Annotated in this window: 15 protein-coding genes; 6 read left to right on the forward strand and 9 right to left on the reverse strand. The window is 72.1% G+C overall.

Translation table 11 applies throughout. From position 1 onward, the window contains the following. Positions 1 to 326: 326 nt before the first annotated feature. A complete protein-coding gene (locus tag ACGF0D_RS25875) occupies positions 327 to 1670 on the reverse strand; it encodes a tetratricopeptide repeat protein (protein ID WP_392920132.1) in 1344 nt (447 codons plus the stop codon). Between the two features lie 217 nt (positions 1671 to 1887). Between ACGF0D_RS25875 and ACGF0D_RS25880 the strand changes: the two genes are divergently transcribed. From ACGF0D_RS25880 to ACGF0D_RS25890, 3 genes are read left to right on the forward strand one after another with little or no spacing between them, the layout of a single operon-like run. Then, positions 1888 to 2424 (forward strand): ATP-binding protein, encoded by a 537-nt coding sequence (locus tag ACGF0D_RS25880; RefSeq protein WP_392920135.1) that lies wholly within the window; start codon positions 1888 to 1890, stop codon positions 2422 to 2424. A gap of 52 nt (positions 2425 to 2476) precedes the next feature. Continuing rightward, positions 2477 to 3169, forward strand: coding sequence for a phytanoyl-CoA dioxygenase family protein (locus ACGF0D_RS25885; RefSeq protein ID WP_392920137.1), 693 nt, complete (start codon positions 2477 to 2479; stop codon positions 3167 to 3169). Between the two features lie 44 nt (positions 3170 to 3213). Next, on the forward strand, positions 3214 to 3645 hold the full coding sequence (locus tag ACGF0D_RS25890) for a hypothetical protein (RefSeq protein WP_392920140.1): 432 nt from the start codon (positions 3214 to 3216) through the stop codon (positions 3643 to 3645). Between the two features lie 49 nt (positions 3646 to 3694). Here ACGF0D_RS25890 and ACGF0D_RS25895 read toward each other — a convergent pair whose 3' ends face one another. Beyond that, positions 3695 to 4939, reverse strand: a complete 1245-nt coding sequence (locus ACGF0D_RS25895) for an MFS transporter (RefSeq protein ID WP_392920142.1) — start codon at positions 4937 to 4939, stop codon at positions 3695 to 3697. A gap of 215 nt (positions 4940 to 5154) precedes the next feature. On the opposite strand from ACGF0D_RS25895, the gene ACGF0D_RS25900 reads away from it, so the two are divergent. Beyond that, positions 5155 to 5994, forward strand: coding sequence for a hypothetical protein (locus ACGF0D_RS25900; RefSeq protein WP_392920145.1), 840 nt, complete (start codon positions 5155 to 5157; stop codon positions 5992 to 5994). Positions 5995 to 6320: 326 nt separating this feature from the next. Here the strand turns inward: ACGF0D_RS25900 and ACGF0D_RS25905 are convergent, their stop codons facing one another. Beyond that, the gene (locus ACGF0D_RS25905) at positions 6321 to 6614 is read right to left on the reverse strand and encodes a hypothetical protein (protein WP_392920148.1); all 294 of its coding nucleotides are present in this window, start codon (positions 6612 to 6614) and stop codon (positions 6321 to 6323) included. A 94-nt stretch (positions 6615 to 6708) separates the two neighbouring features. Here ACGF0D_RS25905 and holA point away from each other — a divergent pair, with 94 nt between their 5' ends. Then, entirely contained in the window at positions 6709 to 7707 is a 999-nt protein-coding gene (gene holA, locus ACGF0D_RS25910) for a DNA polymerase III subunit delta (protein WP_392920151.1), read from the forward strand. 114 nt (positions 7708 to 7821) lie between these two features. On the opposite strand, the gene ACGF0D_RS25915 is transcribed toward holA, so the two are convergent. Then, positions 7822 to 8673: a hypothetical protein gene (locus ACGF0D_RS25915; RefSeq protein ID WP_392920154.1), complete on the reverse strand. Its 852-nt coding sequence runs from the start codon at positions 8671 to 8673 to the stop codon at positions 7822 to 7824. A 262-nt stretch (positions 8674 to 8935) separates the two neighbouring features. Continuing rightward, positions 8936 to 9205, reverse strand: coding sequence for a 30S ribosomal protein S20 (gene rpsT / locus ACGF0D_RS25920; RefSeq protein ID WP_270147017.1), 270 nt, complete (start codon positions 9203 to 9205; stop codon positions 8936 to 8938). A gap of 330 nt (positions 9206 to 9535) precedes the next feature. Here rpsT and lepA point away from each other — a divergent pair, with 330 nt between their 5' ends. After that, positions 9536 to 11404, forward strand: coding sequence for a translation elongation factor 4 (gene lepA / locus ACGF0D_RS25925; protein WP_392869880.1), 1869 nt, complete (start codon positions 9536 to 9538; stop codon positions 11402 to 11404). 96 nt (positions 11405 to 11500) lie between these two features. Here the strand turns inward: lepA and ACGF0D_RS25930 are convergent, their stop codons facing one another. The 4 genes from ACGF0D_RS25930 to ACGF0D_RS25945 all read right to left on the reverse strand — a co-directional run bounded on the left by ACGF0D_RS25930 (position 11501) and on the right by ACGF0D_RS25945 (position 17713). Next, the gene (locus ACGF0D_RS25930; RefSeq protein ID WP_392920156.1) at positions 11501 to 12580 is read right to left on the reverse strand and encodes an NAD(P)/FAD-dependent oxidoreductase; all 1080 of its coding nucleotides are present in this window, start codon (positions 12578 to 12580) and stop codon (positions 11501 to 11503) included. Between the two features lie 88 nt (positions 12581 to 12668). Then, the gene (gene sigJ, locus ACGF0D_RS25935; protein ID WP_392869876.1) at positions 12669 to 13658 is read right to left on the reverse strand and encodes an RNA polymerase sigma factor SigJ; all 990 of its coding nucleotides are present in this window, start codon (positions 13656 to 13658) and stop codon (positions 12669 to 12671) included. A gap of 228 nt (positions 13659 to 13886) precedes the next feature. Further along, a complete protein-coding gene (locus ACGF0D_RS25940; RefSeq protein ID WP_392870124.1) occupies positions 13887 to 15785 on the reverse strand; it encodes an ABC transporter ATP-binding protein in 1899 nt (632 codons plus the stop codon). Positions 15786 to 15979: 194 nt separating this feature from the next. Next, the gene (locus tag ACGF0D_RS25945) at positions 15980 to 17713 is read right to left on the reverse strand and encodes an ABC transporter ATP-binding protein (protein WP_392920159.1); all 1734 of its coding nucleotides are present in this window, start codon (positions 17711 to 17713) and stop codon (positions 15980 to 15982) included. Between the last annotated feature and the right edge of the window lie 74 nt (positions 17714 to 17787).

Consider the following 17787-nt stretch of genomic DNA (forward strand, 5'->3'; position numbering starts at 1 on the left):
GGGGTGGCGGGTTTGGGGTTTGGGGTTGGGGGTGTAGAGGCTGCGGCGGGGGCGGGGCGCACGCCACCCCGCGGGCGCGCCCGGGCCCCCCCCCCGCCCCGCGCCGGAGAAAACGCCACAAGCCCAAGGTGAAGGGCAACCCGTAGCCCGAAACTGCGTGCCGCTGGACCGCGCGAAGCCATGCGCGAAGCCATGAGGAATCGGTTGCGGCGTGCTCCGGGCCCGGCCCGGAGCACGCCGCGAAGAGCCTCTCATCCCTTGGGGCCGAGGGTCAGAACACCACCAAACACTTCACGGCCCCAAAGACGAGGGCCTGGAGCCAACGATCAGGCCGTGCGGGGCGCTATCGGTCGGGCCCGGTCGAGGAGTTCGCGGATATGAGGGTTGCGTCGGTACGGCTGGGCCGCGGAGAGCATGGTGCGGAAGCGGTCATCGGCCCGGCCGGACTGCACGTGGGGGAAGTCGTCCAGCGCGAGGTGCCAGTTCTGGACGGCCTCCTCCAACCGACCGGCTTCGAGCTGCCATTCGGCGAGCATCGCGCGGTGGCGGACGCGGGCCCGGCGGTACACCACGGGGCGGACCCGCTCAGAGTGCAGGAGCGCACGGATCGCACCCTCTCGGTCGCCGAGCTCGTAGTTGACCTGGGCGGCGTGGTACGAGAGTGAGGCCGGATCGTAGGAGCCGTGGGCCTTGGCCTTGGACTCGGCCTGCTCCATGGCGACTTCGGCCGCACGGAGCATGACGAGCGCACCGGTACGGTCGCCGGTCCGGGCAAGGGCGTGGGCCTGCTGCCCGGCGAGGAAGGCTCGCATCCTGGGTCCGGCCTCAGGGGAGGCGGCAGCGGCAGCGTTCGCGTACCGCAACGCAGGGCCGCCGTGCCCGAGTTCGACGGCCTGGACGCTCATGCCGCGCAGCGTGGTGCAGTAGGTGAGGTGGTCGTCCGCGGCGAGCGCGAGTTCCAGGGCTTTCGTGTAGTAGGCCTGGCCGAGCAGGTCCAGGCGCTCGTCCACCGCCATGTATCCGGTCAGGTAGAGGTGGTCAGCAGCGGCGGACAGCATCGCCTTGCGCACTTCTTCGCCGGCGGTGGCCTTCAGGTGCGGCACGATGTTGTTGACCATGAACGCGGCGGCCATCGGGCGGGCGGTTCGGCCACCGAACTGGTCATCGATCTCGCTGATCCGTTCGGTCATGGCGATCACGGCCTCGACCTCGGCCATGCCGATCCTGGTGTGTGGGTCGGTCTTCAGCCGCTCGAACCGCCCGATGATGTCCGGCCAGCCGGGAATGCTGAGGGCGACCGAGTACAGGCCCGCTCCGAGTACGCCCCTGCGCGATGGGTCCATGTCCATGCTCCCGAGGTCGATCAGCCCAGTCACCGTATCCCCGGACCGGGCCTGAATGTCAGGCCGATCGGCGAAGCCCGCCTCGAACGCGGTGACGGGTCGGCGCAGGCGGCGGGTCAGCGTCTCCAGTACTACCTTCTGGTACTTGGCCATGGGACGGGTGCCCGAGAGCCAGTGCGAGACGGCCGATTCGTCGTACCGCAGCTTGTAACCGGCTTCGGTGCCGGCTCGGTTGACCGCGCGTGCGAACTCGCCGTTGCTCGTCCATCGGCACTCGGCGACCAGTGCGGCGAGCTTGCCGTTGGGTTTCCGTTCGCGTGCTGCCATTTGCCACCCCCAGGTCGGGTTTCAAGGGTTTCAAGCATCGGGGGCGCCTCTACCGTGTTCACGCGGAGCGCACACCTGTTGACTCATTGTCAGGCCGAGTGAGGGTCCCGCGAGCCGGGGTCGCTTCGGCTCCACGATCGGCGGCACCGCCCACCTGCTCGTCCACTCCCAGGTGGCCGGTGCCGCTCTCCAGGCCAGTGCCGAAGGGTGCCCCACCGTGGTCGTGCATTCCCACGTCTTCTTCCTGACCAGAGAACCGTTCTCCGTGCCCGTCGCCCGTCGCAGGGTGAGGGCTCGCATCGTCGGCTGGGGTGTCCTGCTCGACGAGGACGCGCGGCTTGCGTTGGACACCGTCACCTCTGAGCTGGTGGCGAACGCTGTGCAGCACTCTGACCAGCCGATACTCACTGTCGCCGTCTACGCGAGCGTCCGGCTGCGACGGGCCCTGGTTGAGGTCTGCGACGGCTCGACCATGCTGCCCCGCAGCCGCCGGGCAGGTACGGACGCGGAGAACGGCCGAGGCCTGGAACTCGTCGAGCACCTGGCCCTGGCCTACGGGGCAGAGCGGACCGCGTGCGGGAAACGCGTCTGGGCTGAGCTGGCTCTGCCTGAGCAGCCGGTGACCCGACGCCAACTCCTGGCTGTCCCGCGCCGGGCCGTGCGAGCTGCCCTCCGCATCCTCCCGCGTCCCGGGCGCTCTCCGATACGGCCGCCGCACGAGCCCGGCAGTAGCCGCCCCCGCACCGCCGCCTGAACAGGCCACCTCGCACCACCCAGAGAAACCTGCCTCGAAGGGATCGCGCCTGATGACCAGTGTGGCCAGCGCAGACGGAGTCCTCGGCCGCCGCGGACTGCGGACCGGCGTCGAGTGGTCCACGCCCGCAGCCGCCCGCGCCCGCGCCGCCCAGCTCATCACCGAGCACCGCGCCCGCGGCCAGGAGATCGTCCGCAACCCGCACCTGAGCGCCGAGTGGGCCCGCACGGCCGTTCGCGCCCCGCAACTGCTGGCCGCCGTCCAGGAGGCCATCGGGCCGGACGTCGCGGTGGAGAACACCTTCCTTGTGGTGAAGTGGCCCGGCCGCACCTTCGAGATCCCCTGGCACCAGGACGGCATCGACGCCCGGGTCGAACTCGACCCCGACCGGTCCGTCTCCGCCTGGCTGGCCATCAGCGACGCCACCCTCGACAACGGCTGCCTGCACGCCGTCTTCGGCTCACAGCACTTCGGCTACCTGCCGTTCTCCTCCGAGGCCGAGAACGGCGCCGAACGAGGCCGGGCCGACCAGGCGACCGGCTTCACCGCCGACGCCTCGACCGCCCTGCCGCTTCGCGCGGGCACCGCCCTGCTCATGGACAGCCGCCTGCTGCATCGCTCCGGTACCAACACCGGCGATGGTGCCCGCGTCGGCCTGAACATTCGCTACGTCGCCCCCGGCGGCCTCCGCCGCCGGGACCCCCAGAGCCCCAGCCTCGACCCGGTCACCGGGACTGGCTGGTAGCACCACCCAAGGGATCAACACCACAGCGAGAGGAACACAACGCCGTGACCATCCTCGAAGAGATCGCCACCCGCGAGGACCTGGTGACCCGGGTCCGCGTCCTGACCGGGGAGGACGCCGACGCGGCCCGCCGCGCCGACAAGACCCCGATCGCCAAGTCCGACTGCACCTACTACTGCCCCGACGCGGCCACCGCCGAGCGGTGCATCCAGTCCCTGCGCGAGTCCGACGAGCGCCTGCGCAACCGCCCCGAGGAGCTCATGCTCTGGGACTGGCAGTGCACCTACTGGGAGGCCGAGCCGGACAACCCCAACGGCGGCGGCACCGTTCTCCTCGGCGTCGCCTGGTACGACCGGGCGTTCTTTGACGACCGACGCGACGCCTGGTTCGGCGCCATGCACCAGCGGATCTACAAGGAGCTCGGCATCCCGCTGGAGGACATCACCGTCGCCCACTGGCAGCTGCTCGCCAGCTGACCTGACCAGCACAAAGGCCGGGCCCCGCGGTGCGGGGCCCGGCCCGTGCTCAGTCGCGGGCCGCCAGCTCCGCAACCGGCTCGACCTCTGGCAGTGGTCGGTGCCCCCGTGTCAGGACCAGCGCCAGTACGGCACTGACCCCGCCGACCACCGCCACCGCCAGACCGCCAGCCAGGAACGCGACCCTCGGGCCGGTAGCGGCCAACCCGGGGACGAACAACATCGAGACCGTCCCGCAGGTACGGATCGCGGTCAGGTCCACCGTCAGTAGCCGCCTACGGGCGGCCGGAGGGAACAGTGCGAAGTGCGTGGACAGCGTGATCTGCAGGAACGGCGACACCGCCCCCGACAGGACGGACAGCGCCAGCAGTACCGGCAGCGACCCGGCCAGCCCGGTGAACGCCAGCACCAGCCCGGACACCGCCCACGCCCCGCAGTACACCGCCGTCAACGGAGCCGGCAGCCGCACGTTCCCGGTCACCAGGTTGCCCGCCAGGGCTCCGGCGCCGGTGCAGGCCAGCACCGCCGCGTAGGCGGCGGCCCCGGCACCGAGGCGCCCGGCCAGCAGCGCGGGCATCGCCAGCGACACCGCCCCGGCGAAGATCCCGATCCCATGTACGGCCAGCACCACCCCGGTGTCCGGATGGGTCCGCACCAGCGACCAGACACCGGGCCGCACCCCCGCCGCCGGTGGCCCGGCCTGCGGTGCGGCAGCGACCGGCCTCACGCCGGCGGCCAGCAGCACCAGGGCGAGGGCCGAGACGGCGAACGTCGCCGCGTCCACCCAGAACAGCCCGGCCAGCGGCATCACCGCCAGCAGCAGCCCGGCCGCTCCGGGCCCGGCGATCCGGGCGATCCGGCCGGTCAAGTCCATCAGCCCGCTGACGGCCTGAACCTCACCGGGTTTGACCAGGTCCGGCACCATCGCGCCGAGGTTCGGGTCGAACAGGGCCCCGCCGACGCCCAGCAGCGTGGCCGAGGTGATCAGCCCTACCGTGCCGAACTCGGCCCATGCCCACGGCAGTGCGGCCACCAAGACCAACCGCGCCGCGTCCACTGTCGCAAGTGCTTGCATCGACGCGAACCGGTCCGTCACCCGGCGCCCCACCGTGCCCAGCACGATGTAGGGCAGCGACTCGGCGACGGCCACCAGACCCATTGCCCCGGCGCCCGCGTGCTCCCATGCCATCCACATCACGGCCATCGCGTACAGGCGGTCGCCGAACACCGACGCCGTCTGCGCTCCCCACAACAGGAGCACAGGTCCACGACGCAGCAACCGCACGTATCGCATGATCCACTCCGCCCCAGGAAGCACAAGGTCCCGGCAGTGAGCCGCTACCGGGAACTCCCCACACCCTAGGGCAACTTGAGGCCCGACCGACGCAGGCGCCCCGAGTGCGGCACCCGCTGTCGGCGGTCACATCCAGTACTCGCACCCGGCCCCGGGATCGAGCAGGCTGGCCCCCAGGACACAGCCCGGACGGCGGCCATCCCGGAAGGACTTCCGTGCACCCTCTGATCACCGAGCTCACCTTGGACGGCGACCCGAAGCTCCTACACGAGCGACGCGGCACCACCTTCTTCAAGGTCGGCGACACCGCCCTGAAGATCACCGATGGGCTGATGGCCGGCCGCGAGGGCCAGGTGCTCGCCGCCCTCGGAGCCGACCACTACCGAGCCCACGGCCGGTACGGAGACGGCACCTGGCTGACCATGCGGTGGATCGACGGCACCAGCCTGTGGGATGCCCTGGAACCCGCCCACCGCGGCGACAACACCCCCACCCTCCGCCGCTCAATCCTGACGGCTGCCGCGAAGGCCGCCGAAGCACTCGCCGACCTCCACGCCGCCGGCTGGACCCACGGCGACCTCCAGCCCGACCACGTCGTCTTCGAGAACGGCGCTGTGCGGATCATCGACCTGGCTTGTGCTCAGGGCCCCGTCGCGGTTCCGTTCTACGCCCACCGCGGCGGCCTGGCCCACACCACCGCACCCGAGGTCGCTGCGCTGATCCTCGGTACCACTGACCACATCACCACCACCCCTGAGTCGGACGTGTGGTCGCTGACGGCCTCCATGTTCTGGGCGTGGACGCGAACCCCACCCACCGATTACCGCGACCCGTGGGGTCGCCGTCCCGATCTCCTGGCCGACACCGCAGCCGGCCGACGGCGCGATCTCACGCTCGAGCGGCCCTGGCCCTTTCCCGCCTTCGAGGGTGCCCTGCTTGCCGGTCTTGCCCGCGAGCCCGGGCAACGGCCCTCCGCGTGTGCTCTGGCCCAGTTGCTCCACGCCGCTACCACCGAGCTCGATGGGCCCCTGCGTTCGAGCCTGGACGCGTCATGAACACAGTGGAGGCTGCCCTCAACGAGGCGGTGGGGCGGCTTGGTCCGAGAGGGCCCACTCGTGCTCACCGATCGGATCGGGTCGCGGTGGCCCTGTCTTCATGGCTCGGCGGGGAATCGGTTGCGGGGGGGGGGGGGGGGGGGGGGTGGGGGGGGGGGGGGGGGGGGGGGCCCCCCCCCGGGGGGGGGGGGGGGGGGGGGGGGGGCGGCCCGGGCCCCCCCCCCCCCCCCACGCCGCGAAAAGCCTCATCCCTTGGAGCCGGCAGGGAGGGGGCCGGTTTCCCGCGCCGCTGATCCGGAAGGCGCCGGTCACCGGCCCTGCGGCTCTCAGGCGTCCTCGCGCCAGCCCTCGTAGCCGGCCGCGAGGGTGTCGAGGGCGTGGAGCAGTGCGGGCGTCCAGCCGTTCTCCGGGGCTTCGGCCACGATCAGCCACTGGGCGTCCTCGGCGTCGTCCTCGCCCGCGAGCGCGTCGCGGACGACTTCGAGCTCGCCGAGGTCGGGCTGGGTGGCGCCGAGCTCCTCGGCGGCCTCCTCGGCGGCGTCGCGGTCGGGCAGGACGAGCAGTTGCCGGGCGTACGGGTCTTCGACGTCCGGGAGGTCGGTGGTGCGGTTCTCGGTCACCCCGTCATTGTCCAGGTCGGGCCGCCCGCTCCGTCGGGCGGGAGCGCCGGTGGCCCGTCGGGAGTGTCCGCGGACCGTGGGATGCTGGTACGCGATGGCCAGGAAGAGTGCACCCGACGACCTGCTCGCCCCGCTGACCCTCGCGGTCGGCCAGGAGGAGCTGCTGCTGGACCGCGCGGTCGCCCAGGTGGTGGCGGCGGCGAAGGCGGCGGACCCGGACACCGACGTGCGGGACCTGCCGCCCGGTGGCCTGCAGCCGGGCAGTCTGGCTGAGCTGACCACGCCGTCGCTGTTCGCCGAGCGCAAGGTGATCGTGGTCCGGGCCGCGCAGGACCTCTCCGCCGACTCCGTGAAGGAGGTCAAGGCGTACATCGAGGCCCCGGCCGAAGAAGTGATCATGGTGCTGGTGCACGCCGGCGGCGCCAAGGGCAAGGGCCTGCTGGACGCCGGACGCAAGGCCGGCGGGCGCGAGGTGGCCTGCGCCAAGCTGGCCAAGGCGAGCGAGCGGCTGGCCTTCGTCAAGGGCGAGTTCCGCACCCTGGGCCGCTCGGCGACGCCGGAGGCCTGCCAGGCGCTGCTCGACGCGCTCGGCAGCGACCTGCGCGAGTTGGCGGCCGCCTGCCACCAGCTGACCTCGGACGTCGAGGGCACGATCGACGAGACGGTGGTGGCCCGCTACTACAGCGGCCGCGCCGAGGCGACCGGCTTCGAGGTGGCGGACCTGGCCGTCACCGGCCGGGCCGCGGAGGCGCTGGAGCGGCTGCGCTGGGCGCTGGCCGTCGGCCAGCCGCCGACCGGCATCACCTACGCGCTGGCCTCCGGCGTGCGCAGCATCGGTCGGCTGGCGAGCGCCGGGCGGAACATGCGCCCGGGCGACCTGGCGCGCGAGCTGGGCATGCCCCCGTGGAAGGTCGACCGGGTCCGCCAGCAGATGCGCGGCTGGACGGGTGACGGCGTGGCCACCGCGTTGACCGCGATCGCCCAGGCCGACGCCGCCGTCAAGGGCGGCTCGGACGACCCGGCCTTCGCCCTGGAGCGCGCGGTGGTCGCCGTCGCCCGGGCCTCCCGGGCGGGCTCCCGTCCCGCCTACTGACCGGCCCGCCTGCCGGCGCCGGGGGCGCCCGCCTACCGGCCTGCCCGTCTGCCGACGTCGGAGAGCGGCCGACGCCGGGAAGCGGCCGACGGTACGGCGCAGCGACGCCCGGGCCTACTTCTTCATGGCCCGCACGGCGTCCTGCCCGTCGGACTGGAGGGCGCTGCGCAGCTCCTCCCTGGACGGCGGCTTGCCCTTGCCCTCGGTGTAGCTGGCCGTGTAGTTGATGTAGTAGGTCATCCCGCCGTCGAGGATGTCCAGTTCGGCGTAGACGCTGTGGTACTGGCCCGAGCCGTCGTCCTTGTACAGGAAGTACGCCTCCTCGCCGATCCCCGCGATGTCGGTGACCTGGTAGCCGCGCGCCCGGTAGAGCTCCTTGTTGGCCGCCAGCTCGGGCGCCGGGTTGACCGCCTTGTGCAGGTCGGCGCGCATGTAGAGGTTGGCGTACTCGCTGTCGCTGCCGCCGGTGCGCTTGAGCGACATCGAGCAGTTCATGCTGTCCAGCGCCGGGTGCCGGTCGGTGTGATGGGTCGGCGCGGAGCTGTCCGAGACGGAGTACGTCTGGAGGAGCTTGGTGGGCTTCCCGGTGGTGCAGAAGTCGTCGGAGAGGTGGTAGCCGCGCAGGCCGCGCGGCGAGGAGTCGCTGCTGACCAGGCCGGGGATCGCCATCACGGCGGCGGCCCAGCCGGCCGAGACGATCACCGCGCCGACGAACGCCCAGACGGCGTTGCGCCGCAGGTTCCCGGTCCTCGCGGGGACGGCTCCCGGGGGCATGCCGGAGACGGGTGCCAGGCCGGGGGCGGTGGGCAGCCCCGGCGGCGGTCCGAAGCCGCCGGCTCCCGCCGGGCCCGGAGCCCCGAGAGCCCCCGGTACGGGCTGCGCGCCCCCGCCCGGCTGTTGCTGCGGCGGCGGGAAGCCGTACCCCGGTCCGTTCTGTGCCGGTGGCGGCGGCGGTGGCGTCGTCATGGAAGTCCCCCTGAACCTGGCGCCGGAGTGCTCCCCGCACCCCGGTCGAACCTGACCGACCCTAGCGGCCGGACCACGAAACGCGACAGGCGCCGCAGTGGCCTCCGGGGAGGAGGCCGACTGCGACGCCTGTCGCACTGCTTCGTTGCACCGCACCCGCGTGGCGAACGCAGGCCGCGTGCGGTGCGAGTCTTGCGCGCCTCGGGGTCCGGGTAGAGGGCCGGTCGACCCGAAGCGGTGGGGGGCACAGCCCCCTGGGGCGTCAGGCCTGGGCGGCCGCGTTGACGCGCTTGGTGATGGCCGACTTCTTGTTGGCGGCCTGGTTGGCGTGGATGACGCCCTTGCTCACGGCCTTGTCCAGCGCCTTGGAGGCGGCGCGGGCCAGCACGGTGGCCTTCTCGGTCTCGCCGGCGGCAGCGGCCTCACGGGCCTTGCGCAGAGCGGTCTTCAGCGAGGACTTGACGGCCTTGTTGCGCAGGCGCGCCTTCTCGTTGGTCTTGTTGCGCTTGATCTGGGACTTGATGTTCGCCACGAAGGAGCCTCAGTCTGTCTGAAAGGTTTGAACGGGGTCACACCCGGCGGCCTTCGGTCCTGCTGAGAGGGCATGCCGAGGCCAGGTGCAGCAGCCCACGCTACCAGGGGCCCGCTGCCCGCCCCAAACCGGCCGCCCGCGGAGGCCCTCTCCCGTCGCCCGACCGGGGCCGACCGGCACCCCTCCCGCGCCCGACCGGCAGCCCACCCCGTGCTCGTGGGAAGATGGGAGGAACTATTTCGATCGGACGAGACTGTCCGGTCCCCGGGAAAACCGGTCAGCGATGACCCGGACACCCCCGGCCCCGGACCAACGGAGAATCGGACCAAGGTGCCCGCGACCCCCAGCAATGTGCCAGAGCCCAGCCGTACCGACCCGGCGCTGATCCGCAACTTCTGCATCATCGCCCACATCGACCACGGCAAGTCGACGCTCGCAGACCGGATGCTGCAGATCACCGGCGTCGTCGACCCCCGGCAGATGCGTGCCCAGTACCTCGACCGCATGGACATCGAGCGTGAGCGCGGCATCACCATCAAGTCGCAGGCGGTCCGCCTCCCGTGGGCGCCGAAGACCGGGCCGAACGCCGGGGCGACGCACATCCTCAACATGATCGACACCCCCGGCCACGTGGACTTCACGTACGAGGTGTCCCGCTCCCTCGCCGCGTGCGAGGGCACCGTCCTGGTGGTCGACGCGGCCCAGGGCATCGAGGCGCAGACCCTCGCCAACCTGTACCTGGCGCTGGAGAACGACCTCACGATCATCCCGGTCCTCAACAAGATCGACCTGCCGGCCGCCCAGCCGGAGAAGTACGCCGCCGAGATCGCCCACATCATCGGCTGCGACCCCTCCGACGTGCTCCAGGTCAGCGCCAAGACCGGCCTGGGCGTCGAGGACCTGCTCGACCACATCGTCAACACCATCCCGGCCCCGGTCGGCGTCAAGGACGCCCCGGCCCGCGCGATGATCTTCGACTCGGTGTACGACTCCTACCGCGGCGTGGTCACCTACGTCCGTGTCGTGGACGGCCAGCTCACCAAGCGCGAGCGCATCTCGATGATGTCCACCGGCGCAACCCACGAGCTGCTGGAGATCGGTGTCATCTCGCCCGAGCCGAAGGTCGCCGACGGCCTCGGTGTCGGCGAGGTGGGCTACATCATCACCGGTGTGAAGGACGTCCGGCAGTCCAAGGTCGGTGACACGATCACCTCGATGCACAAGGGTGCCACCGAGCCGCTCGGCGGCTACAAGGACCCGCGCCCGATGGTGTTCTCCGGCCTCTACCCGCTGGACGGCTCGGACTACCCGCTGCTGCGTGACGCCCTGGACAAGCTGCGGCTCAACGACGCCGCCCTGGTGTACGAGCCGGAGACCTCGGTCGCGCTCGGCTTCGGCTACCGCTGTGGCTTCCTCGGCCTGCTGCACCTGGAGATCATCCGGGAGCGCCTGGAGCGCGAGTTCAACCTCGACCTGATCTCCACCGCCCCGAACGTGGTCTACCGGGTGATCATGGAGGACGGCACCGAGCACACCGTCACCAACCCGAGCGAGTTCCCGGTCGGCAAGATCGCCGAGGTGTACGAGCCGGTCGTGCGCGGCACCATCCTCGCGCCCAACGAGTTCGTCGGCGCGATCATGGAGCTCTGCCAGTCCCGCCGCGGCAACCTCCAGGGCATGGACTACCTGTCCGAGGACCGGGTCGAGCTGCGCTACACCCTGCCGCTCGCGGAGATCGTCTTCGACTTCTTCGACCAGCTGAAGTCCAAGACCCGCGGCTACGCCTCGCTGGACTACGAGCCCATCGGCGAGCAGACCGCCCAGCTGGTCAAGGTCGACATCCTGCTGCACGGCGACGCGGTGGACGCCTTCTCCGCGATCGTCCACAAGGACAAGGCCTACAACTACGGCGTGATGATGGCGGGCAAGCTCCAGAAGCTCATCCCCCGCCAGCAGTTCGAGGTGCCGATCCAGGCGGCCATCGGCTCCCGGGTGATCGCCCGCGAGACGGTCCGCGCGATCCGCAAGGACGTCCTCGCCAAGTGCTACGGCGGTGACATCTCCCGTAAGCGGAAGCTGCTGGAGAAGCAGAAGGAAGGCAAGAAGCGGATGAAGATGGTCGGCCGCGTGGAGGTCCCGCAGGAGGCCTTCATCGCCGCGCTGTCCACCGACGCCGAGCCGCCGAAGGAGAAGAAGTAACGGCGGCGGGCGGCGACGCGCGCCGGAAGGGCCCGGGCACCCGCCCGGGCCCTTCCGGCGTTTCCGCGGCCGCTCCGCCCGCGCCCGTCCGGCGGGCTACTTCAGGCTGTTGAGCACCACGGTGACGATCGCCGCCTTCGCCAGCCGCCCCGCGGTGCCGGTGAACACGGTGGGCCGCATCGAGTCGTCGGGGCGGACCACCTGGAGCAGCCCGTCCCGCCGGCCGAGGCTCACGCACTGCACCACGTACCGGAACGAGAACGGGTCCGCGGTGCGCCCCGCCAGCAGCTTGCCGAGGTACTGGCCCTGCGGCAGGGCGGTGGCGCAGCCCATCCGCAGGGTGCCGACGCCGGGGACGGTGACGGCGGCGGCGTCGCCGATCACGTGGACGTCCGGGTGGGAGACCGACCGCAGGTGGTCGTCCACCAGGGCCCGGCCGCGTTCGTCCACGGCCAGTCCGGCCTCGGCGGCCAGCGGGTGCGGCTCCAGCGAGGCCGCCCAGACGGTGAGGTCGGCGTCGACCGGGCCGGCGGTGGTGCGCAGCCCGTCCGGGGTGACCTCGGTGACGGTGGCGTTCTCGTGGACGGTCACGCCGAGCCGGGCGAGGACGCGCCGGACGTGGGCCCGGCCCTTGGCCGAGTAGACGCCGCCGACCAGGCCGGAGGCGACGATCCGCACCTGCAGGCCGGGGTGGGCCTCGGCGAGTTCGGTGGCCAGTTCGATGCCGGTGGCGCCGCCGCCGACCACGGCGAGGGTGCCGGGCCGGTCGGTCGCGCCGATCCGGCGGCGCAGTTCGTCGGCGCGCTCCGCCGGGTAGGCGAGCTGTTCGGCGCCGGGGACGCCGTGCCAGGCGGTGCGGCTGCCGAGGGCGTGGACCAGGGTGTCGTAGGCGAGGGTGCTGCCGTCGTCCAGCTGGACCTCGTGCGCGGCCAGGTCGAGTCCGACGGCCCGGGCCCGGCGGTGGGTGACCCGGCCGCCGCGGGTGAGTTCGCCGATGGTGGGCCAGTCGCGGCCGCGGCCGGCCGCGGTCTCGTGCTGCCGGATGCGGTGCAGGATCCGCTCCTCGGGGGCGACCAGGGTGACGGCGTGCTGCCGTGCGGCGCCCTTGGCCGCGGTGAGCCCGGCGTAGCCGGCGCCCAGTACGACGATCCGCTGCCCGGTGGTGGTGCTGCTCATCTCGTCCGCCTCCTCGCGAGGGCGCTCCGGTGGAGCGCTGTTCGGGAAGGGGACGACGCGGCCGGCCGGGGTGTGACCGTGACCCGTGTCACAGCTCCACGGCGGGGATGCGGGCGAGCTTCTCGGGGTTGACCACGACGTACGCCTCGGTGATCCGGCCGTCGGCCACGGTGAAGGCGAGGACGCCGCCGACCGCGCCGGTGGCCCGGTCGTACCAGACCAGTCCGGGCTCGCCGTTGACCACCGCGCCGGTGGTGTCCAGGTCGGGGGTGAGCCACTTGGCGACCAGGCCGGCCACCATCCGGGCCACCCGGTCGGCGCCGTGGACCGGGCGGACCCCGGCGCGGACGATGCCGCCGCCGTCGGAGTGCCAGACCACGTCGGGGTCGAGGATCTCCATCAGGGCGAGGATGTCGCCGCGCGTGCTGGCGGCGGCGAAGGCCTCGACGGCCTGGCGGTGCTCGGCCCGGTCGGCCCCGCCGGTGCGCCGGGGGCGCTCCTGCGTCCGGCCGCCGTCGCGGACCCGGCGGCGGGCCCGGGAGGCGAGCTGCCGGGCGGCGTCGGGGGTGCGTTCCAGGGAGGTGCCGATCTCCTCGAAGCCGACCGCGAAGACGTCGTGCAGCACGAAGGCGGCCCGTTCGGCGGGGGTGAGCTGCTCCAGTACGGCGAGCAGGGCGAGCGAGACGGACTCGCCGCGTTCGGCGAGCTCGGCGGGGGAGTCGGGGCCGTCGGCGTAGGTGACGGCCGGTTCGGGCAGCCACTCGCCGTAGTAGGCCTCGCGGCGGGCGCGGGCCGAGCCCAGCTGGTCGTAGCAGAGCCGGGTGACGACGGTGGTGAGGAAGGCGCGCGGGTCGGCGACGGCGGTGCGGTCGGCGGCCTGCCAGCGCAGCCAGGCGTCCTGGAGGACGTCCTCGGCGTCGGTGAACGAGCCGAGCAGCCGGTAGGCGACCGAGCCGAGGTAGCGGCGGTTCGCCTCGAAGGCGTCCGTGCCACCCGGGGCGTCCGGAGTGCCGGGGCCGCCCGGAGCGCCGGAGGAGTCCCGGCCGTCCGGGCCGTCCGGGGCCTGGTCGTCGATCACGGGCCCAAGGTAGCGCGCGGTGCCCGGGGCGTAAACGACCGGGGCGCGCAGGGCCGAAGCGCGACGGCCGAAGCTGGACGGGCCGAAGCGCGGCGGGCCGGGGCGGGAAGTCCCCGCCCCCGCGCGGGGGGGGGGGGGGCCCCCCCCCCGGGGCCCGGGGGGGGGGGGCGGCGGGGGGGGGGGGGGGGGGGGGCCCCCCCCCCCCCCCCCCCCCCGGCTGGTGGGACGTCAGTCCATCTCGACCACGGCCTCGGCGAACTGCGCCTGGTAGAGCCGGGCGTAGGCGCCGTCGGCGGCGATCAGCTCGTCGTGCGAGCCCTGCTCGACGATCGAGCCGTTCTCCATCACCAGGATCACGTCGGCGTCCCGGATGGTGGAGAGCCGGTGGGCGATCACGAAGCTGGTGCGGCCGGTGCGCAGCCGGGCCATGGCCCGCTGGATGAGCACCTCGGTGCGGGTGTCGACGGAGCTGGTCGCCTCGTCCAGGACCAGGATGGACGGCTCGGCGAGGAACGCCCGGGCGATGGTGATCAGCTGCTTCTCGCCGGCGCTGACGCCGGTGCCCTCGTCGTCGATGACGGTGTCGTAGCCGTCCGGCAGGGTGCGCACGAAGCGGTCGACGTGGGCGGCCCTGGCGGCCTCGATGACCTGCTCGCGGGTGGCCGACTCGGCGCCGTAGGCGATGTTGTCGGCGATGCTGCCGCCGAACAGCCAGGTGTCCTGGAGCACCATGCCGATGCCGGAGCGCAGTTCCTCGCGGGACATCGCGGCGATGTCCACGCCGTCGAGGGTGATCCGTCCGGAGCTGACCTCGTAGAACCGCATCAGCAGGTTGACCATGGTGGTCTTGCCGGCGCCGGTGGGGCCGACGATGGCGACGGTCTGGCCGGGTTCGACCTTGAGCGAGAGGTCCTCGATGAGCGGCTTCTCGGGGTCGTAGCGGAAGGACACGTCCTGGAAGACGACCCGGCCGTGCACCACGTCGGGCCGTTCGGGCATGGCCGGCTCGGGGCTCTGCTCGGGGGCGTCCAGGAGCTCGAAGACGCGCTCGGCGGAGGCGACGCCGGACTGCACCAGGTTGGCCATGCTGGCGACCTGGGTGAGCGGCTGGCTGAACTGCCGTGAGTACTGGATGAACGCCTGGACGTCGCCGATGGACAGCGCGCCGCTGGCCACCCGCAGGCCGCCGACGACGGCGACCAGCACGTACTGGAGGTTGCCGATCAGCATCATCGCGGGCTGGATGATGCCGGAGATGAACTGGGCCTTGTAGCTGGCCTGGTAGAGCGCCTCGTTGTGCGCGCGGAAGGTTTCTGCGGACTCCTGCTGGCGCCCGAACGCCTTGACCAGGGTGTGGCCGGTGTACATCTCCTCGATGTGGGCGTTGAGCTGGCCGGTGGACATCCACTGCTGGACGAACTGCGGCTGGGCCCGCTTGCCGACCTTGGTGGCGACGACCACCGAGACCGGCACCGAGACCAGCGCGATCACGGCGAGCAGCGGGGAGATCCAGAACATCATCGCGAGTACGCCGACCACGGTGAGCAGCGAGTTGACGACCTGTCCCAGCGTCTGCTGCATGGACTGGCCGATGTTGTCGATGTCGTTGGTGACCCGGCTGAGCACCTCGCCGCGCGGCTGCTTGTCGAAGTAGCTGAGCGGCAGTCGGGCGAGCTTGGCCTCGACGTCCTGGCGCAGCCGGTAGCCGGCGGCCTGGATGGCCCGGGTGGCGAGCCGGCCCTGGACGATGCCGAAGAGGGCGGAGACGACGTAGATGCCGAGCACCCAGAGCAGGACGGTGCCGATGGCGCCGAAGTCCATGCCCTGGCCGGGGGTGAAGTCGACGGCGGAGAGCAGGTCGGCGACGCCGCCGTCGCCGTGGGCGCGCAGCCCTTCGATGACCTGTTCCTTGGAGGCGCCGGCCGGGAAGCGGGCGCCGATGACGCCGGCGAAGATGAGGTCGGTGGCGTCGCCGAGGATCTTGGGGCCGATGACGGCGCAGCCGATGCCGAGCACGCCGAGGATCAGGACGCCGATCAGGGTGTTGCGTTCGGGGCGCAGCAGGCCGAGGACGCGCTTGCCGGAGCCCTTGAAGTCCATGGACTTCTCGGTGCCCTGGCCGCCCATGAAGCGGCCGGGGCCGGCCGGGCCGCGGCGGGCGGCGGCGGCCTGCGAGTCGCTGGGCAGGTCGGCGGGCTTCGGGGCGTCCTCGGTGAGGGCGGCCTTCTCGGGGGCGGCCGTGGCGGCGTCCGCGGGGTCGTCCGCGGGGGCGGTGGCTCTGGGGGCCGGGCCCTTGTTCAGTTCGGGCTTTCCGGGGCTGGTCACGCCGCCTCCTGCTCGGTGAGCTGGGAGAGCACGATCTCCCGGTACGTCGGGTTGTCGGCCATCAGTTCGTGGTGGGTTCCGGTGCCGACGACGGCGCCCTCGTCGAGGACGATGATCCGGTCGGCGTCGCGGATGGTGGACACGCGCTGGGCGACGATCAGGACGGTGGCGTCGGAGGTCTCGCGGGCGAGGGCCTTGCGGAGCTTGGCGTCGGTGGCGTAGTCCAGCGCGGAGAAGGAGTCGTCGAAGAGGTAGACGGAGGGCCGGCGGACGAGGGTCCGGGCGATGGCCAGGCGTTGGCGCTGGCCGCCGGAGACGTTGCCGCCGCCCTGGGCGATGGGGGCGTCCAGGCCTTCGGGGAGCTTCTCGACGAACTCCTTGGCCTGGGCGATCTCCAGGGCGTGCCAGAGTTCCTCGTCGGTGGCGTCGGGCCGGCCGTAGCGGAGGTTGCTGGCGACGGTGCCGGAGAAGAGGTAGGGCTTCTGCGGGACGATGCCGACGCTCTCGGCGATCGCGGCGGGGGCGAGTTCGCGGACGTCCACGCCGTCGATCAGGACCCGGCCGGAGGTGGTGTCGAAGAGCCGGGGGACGAGGCCGAGCAGGGTGGACTTGCCGCTGCCGGTGGAGCCGATGATGGCGGTGGTCTCGCCGGGGCGGGCGGTGAGGTCGATGCCGCGCAGCACCGAGGCCTCGGCGCCGGGGTAGCGGAAGTCGACGTCGCGCAGTTCCAGGTTGCCGCGGCGTGCCGCCTCGGTGACGGGGGCGGTGGGCGGGGCGACGCTGCTGTGGGTGCCGAGGACCTCTTCGATGCGCTCGGCGCAGACCTCGGCGCGCGGCACCATCATGAACATGAAGGTGGCCATCATGACGCTCATCAGGATCTGCATCAGGTAGGAGAGGAACGCGGTGAGCGCGCCGATCTCCATGGCGCCGCTGTCGATGCGGTGCGCGCCGAACCAGAGCACGGCGACGCTGGAGACGTTCACCACCAGCATGACGGCGGGGAACATGACGGACATCAGCCGGCCGACCTGGCGGGCGACGTCGGTGAGGTCCTCGTTGGCGCCGGCGAAGCGGGCCTGCTCCCGGTCGTCCTTGACGAAGGCGCGGATGACGCGGATGCCGGTGATCTGCTCGCGCAGCACCCGGTTCACGGTGTCGATCCGCTCCTGCATGCTGCGGAACCTGGGGCGCAGCGCGCGGACCAGGAGGAGCACGACGACGCCGAGCGCGGGGATGACGGCGAGCAGCAGGCCGGACAGCGGGACGTCCTGGTTGAGCGCCATGATGATGCCGCCGACGCACATGATCGGCGCGGCGACCATGAGCGTGAAGCTCATCAGGGCGAGCATCTGGACCTGCTGGACGTCGTTGGTGGTGCGGGTGATCAGCGAGGGCGCGCCGAACTGGCCGACCTCGCGGGCGGAGAAGCTCTGCACGCGGTCGAAGACGGCGGCGCGGACGTCGCGGCCGAACGCCATGGCGGTGCGGGCGCCGATGAAGACGGCGCCGATGGAGCACAGGGCCTGGACGACGGTGACGGCGATCATCACCCCGCCGACGCGCAGGATGTAGCCGGTGTCGCCCTTGACCACACCGTCGTCGATGATGTCGGCGTTGAGTGTCGGCAGGTAGAGCGCCGCGAGGGTGGACACCAGCTGGAGCAGCACCAGCAGGGTGATCGGTCGGGAGTACGGGCGCAGGTACGCCCTCAGCAGTCTGATCAGCACTAGCACACTCTTGTCGTCGCCGGTCGGGTTGGCCACCCCTAATTCTGGGTGGTCCATGGTGCCGCGCGGGCCAT

Origin of the sequence: Kitasatospora sp. NPDC048298 (assembly GCF_043201465.1) — a bacterium.
Lineage (GTDB): Bacteria > Actinomycetota > Actinomycetes > Streptomycetales > Streptomycetaceae > Kitasatospora.

Coding starts and splice junctions, on each gene's coding strand:
- holA (WP_392920151.1), top strand. CDS start 6,709: ATGGCCAGGAAGAGTGCACCCGACGACCTGCTCGCCCCGCTGACCCTC.
- ACGF0D_RS25915 (WP_392920154.1), bottom strand. CDS start 8,673: ATGACGACGCCACCGCCGCCGCCACCGGCACAGAACGGACCGGGGTAC.
- ACGF0D_RS25895 (WP_392920142.1), bottom strand. CDS start 4,939: ATGCGATACGTGCGGTTGCTGCGTCGTGGACCTGTGCTCCTGTTGTGG.
- ACGF0D_RS25940 (WP_392870124.1), bottom strand. CDS start 15,785: ATGGGCGGCCAGGGCACCGAGAAGTCCATGGACTTCAAGGGCTCCGGC.
- ACGF0D_RS25885 (WP_392920137.1), top strand. CDS start 2,477: ATGACCAGTGTGGCCAGCGCAGACGGAGTCCTCGGCCGCCGCGGACTG.
- ACGF0D_RS25930 (WP_392920156.1), bottom strand. CDS start 12,580: ATGAGCAGCACCACCACCGGGCAGCGGATCGTCGTACTGGGCGCCGGC.
- ACGF0D_RS25875 (WP_392920132.1), bottom strand. CDS start 1,670: ATGGCAGCACGCGAACGGAAACCCAACGGCAAGCTCGCCGCACTGGTC.